15 protein-coding genes are annotated in these 12786 nt (G+C 73.2%); 8 read left to right on the forward strand and 7 right to left on the reverse strand.

The features are described from left to right. The first annotated feature begins 9 nt into the window (after positions 1–9). Positions 10–576 (forward strand): DUF4245 domain-containing protein, encoded by a 567-nt coding sequence (locus D0Z08_RS25600; protein ID WP_118928116.1) that lies wholly within the window; start codon positions 10–12, stop codon positions 574–576. On the opposite strand, the gene D0Z08_RS25605 is transcribed toward D0Z08_RS25600, so the two are convergent. Then, on the reverse strand, positions 573–785 hold the full coding sequence (locus D0Z08_RS25605; RefSeq protein WP_118928117.1) for an exodeoxyribonuclease VII small subunit: 213 nt from the start codon (positions 783–785) through the stop codon (positions 573–575). The two genes, D0Z08_RS25600 and D0Z08_RS25605, sit on opposite strands and share 4 nt — an antisense overlap. Further along, a complete protein-coding gene (gene xseA / locus D0Z08_RS25610; protein ID WP_118928118.1) occupies positions 775–2013 on the reverse strand; it encodes an exodeoxyribonuclease VII large subunit in 1239 nt (412 codons plus the stop codon). The genes D0Z08_RS25605 and xseA overlap by 11 nt, the downstream gene beginning before the upstream one ends. Positions 2014–2148: 135 nt before the next feature. Here xseA and D0Z08_RS25615 point away from each other — a divergent pair, with 135 nt between their 5' ends. Then, positions 2149–3060: a proprotein convertase P-domain-containing protein gene (locus D0Z08_RS25615; protein WP_118928119.1), complete on the forward strand. Its 912-nt coding sequence runs from the start codon at positions 2149–2151 to the stop codon at positions 3058–3060. 13 nt (positions 3061–3073) lie between these two features. Here D0Z08_RS25615 and D0Z08_RS25620 read toward each other — a convergent pair whose 3' ends face one another. Next, positions 3074–4753, reverse strand: a complete 1680-nt coding sequence (locus tag D0Z08_RS25620; RefSeq protein WP_118928120.1) for an NAD(P)/FAD-dependent oxidoreductase — start codon at positions 4751–4753, stop codon at positions 3074–3076. A gap of 46 nt (positions 4754–4799) precedes the next feature. On the opposite strand from D0Z08_RS25620, the gene D0Z08_RS25625 reads away from it, so the two are divergent. Next, positions 4800–5708 carry a PfkB family carbohydrate kinase gene (locus D0Z08_RS25625; protein WP_118928121.1) on the forward strand — a complete coding sequence of 303 codons (909 nt, stop codon included), beginning with the start codon at positions 4800–4802 and terminating at the stop codon, positions 5706–5708. Here the strand turns inward: D0Z08_RS25625 and D0Z08_RS25630 are convergent. Continuing rightward, positions 5693–6604 (reverse strand): pseudouridine-5'-phosphate glycosidase, encoded by a 912-nt coding sequence (locus D0Z08_RS25630; protein ID WP_118928122.1) that lies wholly within the window; start codon positions 6602–6604, stop codon positions 5693–5695. The genes D0Z08_RS25625 and D0Z08_RS25630 overlap by 16 nt on opposite strands. After that, entirely contained in the window at positions 6601–7503 is a 903-nt protein-coding gene (locus D0Z08_RS25635) for a PfkB family carbohydrate kinase (protein ID WP_245994489.1), read from the reverse strand. Before D0Z08_RS25635 ends, D0Z08_RS25630 begins: the two co-directional genes overlap by 4 nt. Before the next feature lie 27 nt (positions 7504–7530). Here D0Z08_RS25635 and truA point away from each other — a divergent pair, with 27 nt between their 5' ends. Then, on the forward strand, positions 7531–8352 hold the full coding sequence (gene truA, locus D0Z08_RS25640; protein ID WP_118928138.1) for a tRNA pseudouridine(38-40) synthase TruA: 822 nt from the start codon (positions 7531–7533) through the stop codon (positions 8350–8352). Next, complete coding sequence (locus D0Z08_RS25645; RefSeq protein ID WP_118928123.1) at positions 8349–8960, forward strand: class I SAM-dependent methyltransferase; 612 nt, start codon at positions 8349–8351, stop codon at positions 8958–8960. The genes truA and D0Z08_RS25645 overlap by 4 nt, the downstream gene beginning before the upstream one ends. Here the strand turns inward: D0Z08_RS25645 and D0Z08_RS25650 are convergent. Beyond that, positions 8950–9618, reverse strand: coding sequence for a maleylpyruvate isomerase family mycothiol-dependent enzyme (locus D0Z08_RS25650; RefSeq protein WP_118928124.1), 669 nt, complete (start codon positions 9616–9618; stop codon positions 8950–8952). The genes D0Z08_RS25645 and D0Z08_RS25650 overlap by 11 nt on opposite strands. A 39-nt stretch (positions 9619–9657) precedes the next feature. On the opposite strand from D0Z08_RS25650, the gene D0Z08_RS25655 reads away from it, so the two are divergent. The 3 genes from D0Z08_RS25655 to D0Z08_RS25665 all read left to right on the forward strand — a co-directional run bounded on the left by D0Z08_RS25655 (position 9658) and on the right by D0Z08_RS25665 (position 12432). After that, entirely contained in the window at positions 9658–10326 is a 669-nt protein-coding gene (locus D0Z08_RS25655) for an SIMPL domain-containing protein (RefSeq protein WP_118928125.1), read from the forward strand. 71 nt (positions 10327–10397) lie between these two features. Further along, the gene (locus tag D0Z08_RS25660) at positions 10398–10925 is read left to right on the forward strand and encodes a SigE family RNA polymerase sigma factor (RefSeq protein WP_245994491.1); all 528 of its coding nucleotides are present in this window, start codon (positions 10398–10400) and stop codon (positions 10923–10925) included. Next, positions 10918–12432: a hypothetical protein gene (locus D0Z08_RS25665; protein ID WP_118928127.1), complete on the forward strand. Its 1515-nt coding sequence runs from the start codon at positions 10918–10920 to the stop codon at positions 12430–12432. Before D0Z08_RS25660 ends, D0Z08_RS25665 begins: the two co-directional genes overlap by 8 nt. 54 nt (positions 12433–12486) lie before the next feature. On the opposite strand, the gene D0Z08_RS32360 is transcribed toward D0Z08_RS25665, so the two are convergent. Then, positions 12487–12786 (reverse strand): hypothetical protein (locus tag D0Z08_RS32360; RefSeq protein WP_182481488.1); only part of this gene is annotated, 300 nt, incomplete at its 5' end.

Here is a 12786-nt window from a genome sequence, read left to right on the forward strand (position 1 = left end):
AGGCGGGCTATGAGTACGTCGAGCGTGGGCCGCCCGGGCAAGTACCAGCGATCCGCCGGCGGGCTGGTCGCCGCGCTGGTGATCACGGTCGTGATCGTCGGCGCCCTGCTGTGGTTCCTCGGCCTGTTCCGGACCGACACCGACATCGACCCCGAGGAGATCGACTACCTCGGGATCGCCGGCGAGGCCCAGGACGCCGGCCTCGAGCCGGTCTATCCGACCGCGCTGCCGGAGGGCTGGATCGCGACGGGGTACGACGTCACGGCGGTCGACGGGCAGGCCCTCGAGATCCGGATGCTGACCGACGACGACAACTTCGTCGGCATCCACCAGGAGGACGCGTCGGTGTCCGCGCTGGTGCGCGAGTACGTCGACGAGGAGACCTCGTCGATCGACATCTACACGACGGACGGCTCGGTCGCCGAGGCCTGGGAGGGCTACGAGGACGAGGACGGCGACACGGCGTACGCCACCCAGGTCGGCGACCAGACGGTGCTCGTCTACGGCTCGGCCTCGCCCGAGGAGCTGCAGGACCTGATCGACCGGCTCACCACGAAGCCGGTGGCGAAGGACTAGTCCTCGTCCTCCGCTCCGATGACCGCGTCCAGCCGGGCGCGGGCGCCGTCGAGCCACTCCTGGCAGATCGTCGCCAGCTGCTCGCCGCGCTCCCACAGGGAGAGCGACTCCTCGAGCGTGGTGCCGCCGGCCTCGAGCCGGCGGACGACCTCGACCAGCTCCTCGCGGGCCTCTTCGTACGACGGACGCTCGTCCGCTTCAGTCGCCATCGGTCTCCTCGAGCAGCTCGCTGCGGGTGGTGGTCACGTGGATCCTTCCGTCGGCGACCCGGACGCTCATCGCCGCCCCGGTGGTGACGCCGGCGGCGGACGTGACGACGTGGCCGGCGTCGTCCTGGAGCACGGCGTAGCCGCGCTGCAGGGTCGCGAGGGGAGAGAGGGCGCGGGCCCGGGCCCGGTGGTGGGCGATGTCGTCGGCGGCACGGTCGAGCCGGTGGCCGAGGGTGCGCCGGATCCGCTCGCAGTACGCGGCCAGCTCGTCTTCGCGGCGGTCGAGCAGGGTCCGCGGGTCGGCGAGTGCCGGCCGGGAGCGGAGCGCGTCGATGCCGGCCTGCTCGCGCGCGACCTGGGCCCGGAGCGCGCGCCGCAGCCGCTCGCGGGCATGGGTGACGCCGGTCGTCTCGGTCGCCACGTCGGGGACGATCAGCTTGGCCGCGTCGGTCGGCGTCGATGCCCGGACGTCGGCGACCAGGTCGAGCAGCGGGGTGTCGGGCTCGTGCCCGATCGCGGACACGACCGGGGTCCGGGCCTTGGCCACGGCACGGACCAGACCCTCGTCGGAGAACGGCAGCAGGTCCTCGACCGAGCCGCCCCCGCGGGCGATGACGATGACGTCGACGTCGGCCCGCCCGTCGAGCCGCTCCAGCGCCTCGATCACCTCGAGCGCCGAGCGCGGCCCCTGCATCGCGGCGTAGACGGTCTCGAAGGCCACGCCCGGCCACCGCCGGGTGGCGTTCTCGAGCACGTCCTTCTCGGCCGCCGACCGGGGCGCCGTGATCAGGCCGACCCGCCCCGGCAGGAACGGCAGCCGGCGCTTGCGCTCCTGCGCGAACAGGCCCTCCGCGGCCAGCAGCTGCCGCCGCTGCTCGAGCCGCGCGAGCAGCTCGCCGAGCCCGACCATCCGGATGTCGCGCGCGTAGAGCGAGAGCGTGCCGCGGTTGGCGTAGTAGGACGGCTTCGCCTGGATCACGACGCTCGCGCCCTCGACCAGCGGCGGCTGCAGGCCGTCGAAGAGCACCCGCGAGCAGGTCACCGGCACCGAGATGTCGGCGACCGAGTCGCGCAGCGTCATGAAGACGGTGTTGACCCCGGGACGCCGGCTCACCTGCGCCACCTGGCCCTCGACCCACACCACGCCGAGCCGGTCGATCCAGCCCGCGATCGCGTTGGCGACCGACCGGACCGGCGCCGGCTTCTCGAGCGAGGTCTCCAGGGCCATGGCCCGACCCTATTTGATCCGGCCGACACCGCTGCGGAAGTACGCCGTGCGGCGGACGACGCCGTCCGGCAGGAGTATCGTCCACGGTACCTGTGACGACTCGGGCGTCGAACCGGACGGACGACGAGGACTCTGATGAGGCAGGTCAGGCGCACAGTCGCGGCACTCTCGACGCTCGTGCTCACGGGAGTCCTGGGCGTCGTCGTACCGACCGCGGTCGCGCCCCCGGCGGCTGCCTACATCGCATGCGGATACGGGACGAGCGCCAGCGTCAACCTGCCGATCCCCGACAACGGAAGCGTGATTTCGTCCATCGACAAGACGGGCCTGACGGCCGACGACCCGCTCTACGACCTCGACGTGACGATCAACATCGCGCACCCGTTCGTCGGGGACCTGATCGTCACCCTCTCGTACGGAAACCACACGGTCCTGCTCACCAACCGCCGCGGCGGCGGCGGCGACAACTACACGAACACCCGGTTCAACGACGGCGCAGCCTCCCACATCAGCGCGGGCACCGCGCCGTTCACGGGTGACTTCCGGCCCGAGCAGAGCCTCAACGCCTTCGACGACCTCAACCCGTCCGGCGTGTGGGTCCTGAAGGTCACCGACGCGGTTACCCACGACACCGGGACGCTCCAGAGCTGGTCGATGAAGTTCACCACCAAGTGGTGCAACGACCTCGACCGTGACTACGTCAAGGACGAGTACGACCGCTGCATCGACGTCCGGGGGGTCCTGCCCCACGGGTGCCCCGAGCGCGCCCGCACGCTGACCACCTTCTACAAGAGCTCGGTCAAGGAGTTCCGCGGCTACCTGAAGTGCTCGGCCGCGCCGCGTTGCGCCGAGCGGCAGCCCGTCCGGATCTACAAGGTTGCGGCCGGCGAGGACCCGCTGGTCGGTCGGACGTTCAGTGACACGAGCGGCTACTACTTCCTCAGGAAGCAGGGCGTGAGCGGTCAGTACTACGCGGTCGCTCCCCGGGTCCTCGAGGAGGACGTGGCGGAGTGCCTGCGGATCCGGTCCGCCAACATCGCGGTCTGACCGCTCAGGGTGGTCAGAGGCCGCCGAGGTACTCGTGCACCAGCGGTACGACGGACGACCCCTCGCCGCTCGCCGCCGCGACCCGCTTCATCGACCCCGCCCGGATGTCACCGACGGCGAAGACGCCGGCGACCGTCGTACCGAGGCTCGGCGGCGGCACCCCGTCGGTCCAGCTCTCCGCGGGCACGTCCCGGCCGGTGACGATGTAGCCACGCTCGTCGCGCGCGATCGCGCCGGGCAGCCAGGTGCTGTGCGGCTCTGCGCCGAGCAGCAGGAAGAGGCCGCCGGCCGGCACCGTGTCCTCCGTGCGGTCGCGCCGGTCGCGCAGGGTCAGCCACTCCAGCCGGTCGCTGCCACCACCGTCGACGACGTCGGTGAACGGGCGCACGTTCATGCGGTGGTGGTAGCTGATCTCCTTGATGAGGTACGACGACATCGTCGCCTCGAGGCCCTCACGGCGCACCACGATCGTCACCGACCGTGCGAACCGCGCGAGGTGGAGCGCGGCCTGTCCGGCCGAGTTCCCGCCCCCGACGACCACCACGTCCGCGCCCTCCATCTCGCGCGCGACGGACATGGCGCTGCCGTAGTGCACCCCGCGGCCGATCAGCTCCTCGATCGGCTCCACGCCGAGCTTGCGGTAGGTCACGCCGGTCGCGAGGACCACGGTCCTGGCGTGCAGGTCGCCGCCGTCGGTGTGCAGCACGTGCGGCGCGCCGTCGCTCCCGGGCGTGAGCCCGGCGACCTCCCAGCCGGTGAAGAACCGGGTGCCGAACCGGATCGCCTGGCTCCGCGCCCGCTGCGCGAGCCTCATGCCGGAGACGCCGCGCGGGAACCCCAGGTAGTTGCGGATCATCGAGCTGGTGCCTGCCTGGCCGCCGATCGCTTCTGCCTCGACGGCGACCGTCGTCAGGCCCTCCGAAGCGCCGTAGACCGCGGCGGCGAGCCCGGCCGGGCCGGCGCCGACGATGCAGAGGTCCACGATGGTGTTGGCGCCCTCGGGGTCGATCGAGTCCGGCCGGCCGTAGAGGATCGCGGCGACCTCGCGGACGCTGGTCGGGGCGATGACGCCGCCCCGGAGGCTGCGCACGACGGGGTACGTCGGCTCCTCCCCGGTCTTGGCCCGCAGCTCGTCGGCCGCGGACCTGCCGATCTCCGAGTCGGGGAGGTACGTCGCGCTCGGTATGCCCATCCGGGCGAAGAACTCCCGGATCCCCACCGCGAGCGCGTTCCCGGGGTCGGCGACGACCTCGGCGGTGGCCACCTCCGGCGCTGCGACGGTCGATCCCCAGTCCGACAGGAGCTCGCAGACGGCGGTGTGGAACTCCTCGTCGCGCTGTCCGCGCGGCATCAGCAGGAAGGCGTCGTACTTGCCGGTGACCAGGCCGGGTCGCAGCGCATCGGCCTCCGCCAGGAAGTCGTCCCAGTGGGCGGCGACCATGCGGCGCGCGGTCGGTACGACGACCCGCCACCGTTGGAGTGCGACGAGGACCGGCGCGTCGGGCAGCCGGGCCTCGGTCACGAACAGGGCGACCGGCTGTCGCTCCTCGACGAGCCGCTGGGCGAGGGACTCCGCCTCGGCCGCGGACGTCACCGCGAACAGCTCGTAGTCGCGGACGTAGCGCCCGAACTCGTCGAGGAGGAAGTCGGCGCGGGTGGCGGAGACCAGGATGATCGCGGGGTGCTGTGGCACGCGTGAAGTATGGCGGGGGCGTGGCTGCGCAGGGCAGAGTGACGGGATGGACGGCGTTGCCCTGGTGGTCGGCGAGGCCCTGATCGACGTCGTCGTGGCTGCCGACGGGTCGGTCGTCGAACGGCCGGGTGGGAGCGCGGCCAACGCGGCGGTGGCGCTGAGCCGGCTGATGCGGCCGGTGCTGCTCGCGACGTCGTACGGTCCGGACGAGCACGGTCGGCTGCTCTCCGAGCACCTGGTCGAGAGCGGGGTGGTGCTCGCGACCGAGCCGCACGTCGTGGGCCGGACGTCGGTTGCTCGCGCCCGGGTCGGCGCGGACGGTGGGGCGACGTACGACTTCGACGTCGTGTGGGCGCTGGGGCCGGTGACCGTCGACGACGTCCAGGTGATGCACGTCTCGTCGTTGGCGCCGGTGCTCGAACCCGGCGCCGCGCAGGTGCTGGCGCTCGTCGACCGGCTCGCCACGACGACGGTGACCTACGACCTCAACGTCCGCCCGGCGATCACCGGCACCGGTCCCGACGTGAGGGCGCGCGTGGAGCGGATGGCGGCCCGGGCCGACCTGGTCAAGGCGTCCGACGAGGACCTCGCCGCGCTCTGGCCCGAAGCCACGGAGGACACCGCCGTCCAGGGTCTGCTGGAGCTCGGCGCCGGCAGCGTCGTGGTGACCCGGGGCGCCACCGGTGCGGAGTGGATCTGGGGGCGCCGGCGGAGCGACCGGGTCGCGGTGGCGGCGCCGGCGGTCGACGTCATCGACACCATCGGAGCGGGGGACACCTTCGGCGCCGGCCTGCTCGACGCGGTGTGGGAGCACCTGGGGAGTCGCCGGCTGGCCGGCCTCGATCCTGAGGCGCGGGGCGCCGCGCTGACGCACGCAGCGGCGTGCGCGGCCGTCACCGTCTCCCGCGTCGGCGCCGACCCACCCTGGCGACGGGAGGTTCAGACGCCGACGTAGGCGCGGGCGATCGCCGCGCCCAAGCGGGCGTTGGCGCGCACGAGCGCGATGTTGGCGGTCAGCGACGCCCCGTCGGTGAGCTCGACGATCCGGCCCAGGAGGTACGGCGTGATGTCCTTGCCGCGGACGCCGCGTGCGTCCGCCTCGGTGAGCGCCCGGTCGATGACCGCGGCGATCTCGTCGGCGGCGATCTCGTCCTCGGGAGGGATCGGGTTGGCCACGACGACGCCGCCGGCGAGCCCGAGATCCCACTTCGTGCGCATCACGGCCGCGATCTCAGCGGCCGAGTCGACCCGCATCGGGGCACCGTGTCCGGACGAGCGCGAGTAGAAGGACGGGAACTCGTCGCTCGCGTGCACGAGGACCGGTACGCCGAGGGTCTCGAGCCGCTCCAGCGTGAGCCCGATGTCGAGGATCGACTTGACCCCGGCGCTGACGACCGCGACATCGCTCGCGGCGAGCTCGGTCAGGTCGGCCGACTCGTCGAAGGACGTGCCGGCACCGCGGTGCACACCCCCGAGCCCGCCGGTGACGAACACCGCGATCCCGGCCAGTGCCGCCAGCCGCATGGTCGAGGCCACGGTCGTCGCTCCGTGCGCGCCGCGCGCGACGACGTACGGGAGGTCGCGGATGCTCACCTTCGCGACGTCCGGGTGCGAGCCGAGCAGCTCGAGGTCGTCGTTGCCGAGGCCGATCCGGGGGACGCCGTCGAGGACGGCGATCGTGGCCGGGACCGCGCCGCAGTCGCGGACGATTCCTTCGACCTCGCGGGCCATCGCCACGTTGCGGGGGTACGGCATGCCGTGGCTGATGATCGTGCTCTCCAGAGCGACGACCGGCGCACCCTCGCGGAGGGCGGTCGCGACCTCGTCGGTGAGGCGAAGCAGTTCGTTCACAGGAGACTGCCTACCAGCCGATCGGTGAGGTCGGGGCGGACGGTGTGGTCGCTCGCGACGGTGAGGGCCGCGGCCGCATGGCCGTACGCCGCCGCGTGGGCCGGTGTCGCCCCGCCGAGGAGTGCGTGGCAGAAGGCGGCCAGCATCGCGTCGCCCGCGCCGGTCACGTCGACGACATCAGCTCGGATCGAGGCCAGTCGGGTGCGGCCGTCGGGCCCGCTCAGCACCGAGCCGTCCAGTCCGAGCCGGACCCACACGAGCTCGGCACCGGCCTGGTGCAGTCGGTCGATGCGCTCGTCGAGGGTGCCGTCCTCGCCGGTGAGTGCGACCAGCTCGTCGTGGTTGGGGGTGATCGCCCGGACCGGCCGGCCGAGGAGCGGCCGCAGCCGCGCCGCCTTGGGCACGCTCACCGGCTCGACCACGACCGGGACCGTCGCCGCCGCAGCCAGGTCGAGCGCGCGGCCGATCGTCGCTGCGGCCAGGTTGCCGTCGACCACGAGCAGGGCGGCGTCGGCCAGCAGGTCGTCGGGGAGGTGCTCCGGCGCCAGGGCGTCGGTCGCCGCCATGTCGGCGACGGCCACGGCGAGCTCGCCCTCGGGGCTGAGGACCGCGGTGTAGGTCCCCGTCGCGAGCGCGGGCAGCCGGTGGACGCCGGTCATGTCGACCCCCGCGGCCGCAGTGTCGGTGAGCAGCTGGTCACCGAGGGCGTCGTCGCCGACAGCGGCCACCAGCCGGGTCGGTGTGCCGAGGCGCGCCAGGGTCTCCGCGATGTTGCGCCCGACCCCGCCCGGGGTGATCCGGGTGCTCCCGGGATTGCTCGTGCCGGCGAGCGGCGCTGCCGCCGAGCGCGCCTTGACGTCGACGTTGGCCCCACCGACGACCACCACCTCGCTGATCACGCGGCAACCGTAGGCGACACTAGGCAGGTGCGGCTCCGGATCGACCTCGCCTACGACGGCACCGACTTCCACGGCTGGGCGGCACAACCGGCGCTGCGCACCGTGCAGGGCGACCTGACGACCGCACTCGCGACGGTGCTCCGCAGGCCCGCGGGCGGGCTCCAAGTGGTCTGCGCCGGTCGCACCGACGCAGGGGTCCACGCCCGTGGCCAGGTGGCGCACGTCGACCTCGTCGACGAGGTGCCCGAGGGCCTCGACCGGCTGGCCCGGCGCGTCAACGGCGTGCTCCCGCCGGATGTCCGGGTGCACCGGATCGTCGTCGCCCCCGACGGCTTCGACGCCCGGTTCGCGGCGCTCTGGCGGCGCTACGCCTACCGGATCGCGGACTCCGCCGACGTGGTGGACCCGCTGCACCGGCGGCACGTCCTGGCCTGGCCGCGCCCGCTCGACCTCGACGCCATGAACGCGGCATCCGCGCCCCTGGTCGGGCTCCACGACTTCGCGTCGTTCTGCAAGCAGCGGCCCGGCGCCACCACGATCCGCACCCTGCTCGAGCTCTCCTGGTCGCGGGACGGCGCCGGCGTCGCCGTCGGCAGGGTGAGGGCGGACGCGTTCTGCCACTCGATGGTGCGCGCGCTGGTGGGCTGCCTGGTCGCCGTGGGGGAGGGCCGCAAGCCGCCGGAGTGGCCGAGGGAGATCCTGACGGCCGAGCGCAGGGACCCCGGCGTCGTCGTACTCCATGCGCACGGGCTGACCCTCGAGGAGGTCGCCTACCCGCCCGACGACGAGCTGGCGGCGAGGGTCGCACAGGCCGCCGCCCGCCGGGTTGCTGCGGAGACCGACGCATGAGCGAGGACCACTACTTCACCGCCGACCCGGCGGCGCCGTTCCAGCGCACCGCCGTCCGGGCGGAGGTCTGGGGCCACGACCTCGACCTCACCAGCGGCTCGGGCGTGTTCGCCAACGGGCGGCTGGACATCGGCACGTCGGTGCTGTTCCGGGAGACCGAGCCGCCCGCCGGTGGGCGGATCCTCGATCTCGGCTGCGGGTACGGCGTCATCGGGCTGGCCATCTGCGTGGCCGCCCTGTCGGCACGCGTGACCGCGGTCGACGTGAACCAGCGCGCCGTGCTGCTCGCCAACGAGAACGCCGCCGCCCTCGGGGTCACCGACCGGTACGTCGCGGTCACGCCGGAGCAGGTTCCGGCCGACGAGCAGTACGACGAGATCTGGTCCAACCCGCCCATCCGGATCGGCAAGGCAGCGCTGCACGAGCTGTTGCTCACCTGGCTGCCGCGGCTCGCGCCCGGCGGCCGCGCCGTGATGGTCGTCGGCAAGAACCTCGGCGCCGACTCGCTCCAGCGCTGGCTCGGCGAGCAGGGCTATCCGACCGAGCGGCACGCGAGCGCCAAGGGGTTCCGGGTGCTGGAGACCCGGGCGGCGACCCCTACGGAGTGACGGCGGTCGCGAGCAGGCCGGCCGCTGCCGTGTCCTCGACTGGCGCGCGCTTCCACAGGGCCAGCAGGAGGTACGACGCCGGCCCGGTCAGCTCCGCCACTGGCTCGCCGCCGCCGATCTCGAGCGGGTCGGCGTCGACGTCGGTCGGGACCAGGCGCAGGCTGCCCGCCATCGGGGCGATCCGCTCGAGCCGGACCTGACGGGGGTAGAAGAAGGTCGCGACCTCGTCGACGCCGTCCCAGGCGAGGGCGCGGTCGATCGTCCAGTCGTCTGTGCGCCCGACCGCCGCGAGCGCGTCGTACTCATGGACGACGGTCTCGTGCACCTGCCGCCGCCGCCAGAACGCCGCGACCTTCTCGGCCCCGAAAGTCCAGGCCGGCGCGTCGGGCCCGCGCGTCGCGAGCACGTCGACCAGGTGCCGCGCGCTGTCGCGGTACCACTCGACCATGTCCGGCGGGTCTCCCGCGTAGGGGCTGTTGCCGTCGGGCGTCCCGTCGGTCACCGCGTGCGCGGCCCAGCGGTGCACCCAGCCGAGGTGCCCGACCAGGTCGGCGAGGGTCCAGCCGGGGCAGGTCGGCACCGGCGCCTCGAGGTCGCCGGAGGCGGCGGCGTCGGCGAACCGGCCGGTCGCCTCGTCGAGCAGGGGGATCCAGTCCATCCGCGGATCCTGCCACCTCCCACCGGCTACGGTCCGTTCATGGCCACCGAGATCACCGTGCGCGGGTCGTACTCATCCTTCCTGCCTCCCGAGCGGGCGACCGTCCGGGCGACGCTCGGGTTCGAGGGTCCGCAGATGCAGCCCGTCTACGAACGCGTGGTCCGGGACCTCGAAGCGGTGAAGACGTCGATCGCTCCGATCCACGACCCCGAGCAGGGACCGGTGACGTGGTGGTCGACCCAGCACGTCCGCACCTGGGCCAACCGTCCGTGGAACCAGGACGGCAAGCAGCTGCCGCTCGTGCACCACGCCAGCGTCGGGGTCGAGGTGAAGTTCCGCGACTTCGGTGAGCTGTCACGTTGGGTCGGGCGGCACGTCGAGGGGACCACCGGCTTCACCCTCGACGGCGTCGAGTGGGCACTGACCGAGGCGCGCAAGCACGAGCTGGCCCGCCAGGTCCGCGCCCGCGCGGTGCAGGACGCGGCGGCGCGGGCGCAGGAGTACGCCGACGCGCTGCAGCTCGGCCCGGTGCGGGCCCTCGCACTGGCCGACGCCGGCATGCTCGGAGACGGGCTGCACCCGATGGCGGTCGCGGAGTCGGCGTACCTGCGGGCGAGCAAGGACATGGACGGAGCTGCCGAGCTCACCCTGTCGCCCGAGGACATCGAGGTGTCCGCGGTCGTCGACGCGCGGTTCGCGGCGGGCTGACCGGGCCCTTCGCAACAGTGCGCTCGCAACAGGATGGGGCCGGCGAGCGTTGGTGGGTCATGGAGGCAACGATGGACGAGGTCGGCGCGCGAGCGGTGCCGGCATCGTTCGACGACTGGGTCGAGGCGCGCGGCCCGGCGCTGCTCCGCCTCGCGTACGTGCTGACCGGCAACGCCGCCGATGCCGAGGACGTCGTGCAGGACGCGCTCTCCCGGGCACTGCCCCGGTGGGACCGGATCTCCCGCGTCGAGGACGTCGACGCCTACGTCCGGCGGATGGTGGTGAACGCGCACACCTCGTGGTGGCGCAAGTTCCGCCGCCGGGAGTCGCCGGCCGCCGAGGTGCGGCCTGAGGGGGTGGTCGCCGGCCCGGGCGAGGGGCTCGGCGCCGATGAACGGCACCTGCTGTGGGCCGCCTGCCAGGCGCTGCCGGTCGACCAGCGCACCGCCGTGGTCCTCCGCTACTACGAGCAGCTCGAGTACGGCGAGATCGCCGCGCTGACCGGTGTCCGCGAGGGCACCGTCCGCTCCCGGGTGTCCCGCGGGATCGCCGTACTGCGTGACGCGATGGGTGACGAGAGGGGTGAGCGTGATGGGTGACTTCGAGGACCGGGTGGGCCGGGCACTGGGTGCCGGGGCCGAGGATGCGCCGGCCGCACACGGGCTGGCGGACGGCGCCCGCCGCCGGTTGCGGGCCCGACGCCGGCGGCTCGCGGTGGCGGGCGTGGCCGCGGCCGTGGTGGCCGTGGTCGTCCCGCTCGCGGTGTTCGGTCAAGACGGAGGGGACCACAACGTGTCGGACCCCGTGCCGCCTGCGGACTCGCTGGAACCCGATGCCGCCGACACCGAGGTGAGCTGCGTGGGCTGGGTGAGCTGGCCCGTGTCGGCCATGGTGGAGGGGATCCCGAACGACGTCGAGGAGGCCGACGTCAGGGACGCGTTCGTGCGGCTCCAGGCAGCCCCCGGCATCGACGCGCCGAGGGCGATCCAGGAGCAGGGCGGGGACGCGGCGCCCTACATCGTGCTCGCCGTCAGCGACCGCGTGACCGTCGTCGGTGTCGGCGAGTGGACGTCCGACGGTCCACGGGCCGACGCTCAGATCGTCGAGCTGAAGCAGACCAGCAACGGACTCAAGGCCGTCGGTTGGAGTGACTGCCGACGGCTTTCGGTCGCACTGCCTGAAGGCAGGTCGCGGGTCGAGGTGACCGCCCCGGCGGGAGGCGTCGATCCGACGACGACGTCGCCCCAGGTGCTGGTCCACGAGGGCGCGTGCACCAGCGGACGGGATCCTCGCGCCCACCTGGGTGAGCCGCAGGTGACCGAGACCGAGGGCGGCGTGTACGTCACCTTGTCGAGCCAGGCGTTCGACGGCGCCGCCACGTGCGTGGGGAACCCGCGCGTGCCGCTCACGCTGCACCTCGACGAGCCGCTGGGCGACCGGCAGCTGTACGACGCGGGCACCTGGCCCCCGACGCCGATCCGGGTCGCGCGCGCGGACGAGCAGTGGCAGACGGTCGCGCAGGACCACGCGCGCGCCGAGCTCCCGCCCGGCTGGCACGAGGTCGAGTGCGGCTCCGACGGTGGCGAGCATCCCGTCTTCGGTCCGACCGACGTCGACCCGTGCGAGTTCGGCGCGTACGCGGCCTTCTACGGCGGGGCCACGTACGACGCCCTGCAGTTCTCTGGTGAGGTGACCCGCTCCGAGGAGGACGGCGAGGTGAGGTGGAGCGGCTACGTCTACGCGGGCGACTGGGTGCTCTCCGCGGCCTCACCGGACCGCGACGTCACCCTCCGGATCCTTGCTTCAGCGCGCACCGACGGCCAGCCGGTCGTCGTCGCCGACCAGTGGGCGGCAGGTGCGGCCGGGGACGCCGAGTGGCGGTACCCCACCCGCTGGGGACTCGGCGGCGACCCGGATCCGACGTACGGCGTCGAGGTGTCGGCGCGCCCCGGCGGCGAGCGCGTCGAGCAGAGCCTGCCCGAGCAGCTGGACCAGGCGCACGTGCGGATGTACGGCGACGTCGGCACCCACCGGATCACCGTCACGGCGCCGAGCCGGGCCGTGGCCGAGCTGGTGCTGTCGTCCGTCGTCGCCGGCGAGGGTTGAGCGCCTGCAGGCATGCCGATGGCCCCGCCGTGGGCGGGGTTCGGGGCGTGGTGGCTACTCGTCGGGTGGGTCGGCCGGGCCGGCCGGGTTGGTCGGCGGCTCGGTCGGCTGGGTGGCGCCGGGTCGGGGTGTGAGGTCGTAGGTGCCGGTGGGGTCGACCAGGTACAGCCCGCTGGGCAGGGTCCACAGGTAGGTGCCGGGTGAGAGGATCCGGCAGGTCGCAAGGCCTGAGGTTCCCCCCGGACCGTAGAGGCATCGACAATGAGGATCGAGATGCCAGAGAAGCGGAAGAAGTACGACCGGGAGTTCCGTGAGGGAGCTGTCCGGATCGTCGAAGAGACCAACAAGCCGATC

Origin of the sequence: Nocardioides immobilis (assembly GCF_003515065.1) — a bacterium.
In the GTDB taxonomy this organism is placed as follows: Bacteria; Actinomycetota; Actinomycetes; order Propionibacteriales; family Nocardioidaceae; genus Nocardioides; species Nocardioides immobilis.

Bases quoted from the DNA above. Each gene is read 5' to 3' on its own strand.
- D0Z08_RS25600 (WP_118928116.1), top strand. From the start codon at position 10: ATGAGTACGTCGAGCGTGGGCCGCCCGGGCAAGTACCAGCGATCCGCC.
- D0Z08_RS25605 (WP_118928117.1), bottom strand. From the start codon at position 785: ATGGCGACTGAAGCGGACGAGCGTCCGTCGTACGAAGAGGCCCGCGAG.
- xseA (WP_118928118.1), bottom strand. From the start codon at position 2,013: ATGGCCCTGGAGACCTCGCTCGAGAAGCCGGCGCCGGTCCGGTCGGTC.
- D0Z08_RS25615 (WP_118928119.1), top strand. From the start codon at position 2,149: ATGAGGCAGGTCAGGCGCACAGTCGCGGCACTCTCGACGCTCGTGCTC.
- D0Z08_RS25625 (WP_118928121.1), top strand. From the start codon at position 4,800: ATGGACGGCGTTGCCCTGGTGGTCGGCGAGGCCCTGATCGACGTCGTC.
- D0Z08_RS25645 (WP_118928123.1), top strand. From the start codon at position 8,349: ATGAGCGAGGACCACTACTTCACCGCCGACCCGGCGGCGCCGTTCCAG.
- D0Z08_RS25650 (WP_118928124.1), bottom strand. From the start codon at position 9,618: ATGGACTGGATCCCCCTGCTCGACGAGGCGACCGGCCGGTTCGCCGAC.
- D0Z08_RS25655 (WP_118928125.1), top strand. From the start codon at position 9,658: ATGGCCACCGAGATCACCGTGCGCGGGTCGTACTCATCCTTCCTGCCT.
- D0Z08_RS25660 (WP_245994491.1), top strand. From the start codon at position 10,398: ATGGACGAGGTCGGCGCGCGAGCGGTGCCGGCATCGTTCGACGACTGG.
- D0Z08_RS25665 (WP_118928127.1), top strand. From the start codon at position 10,918: ATGGGTGACTTCGAGGACCGGGTGGGCCGGGCACTGGGTGCCGGGGCC.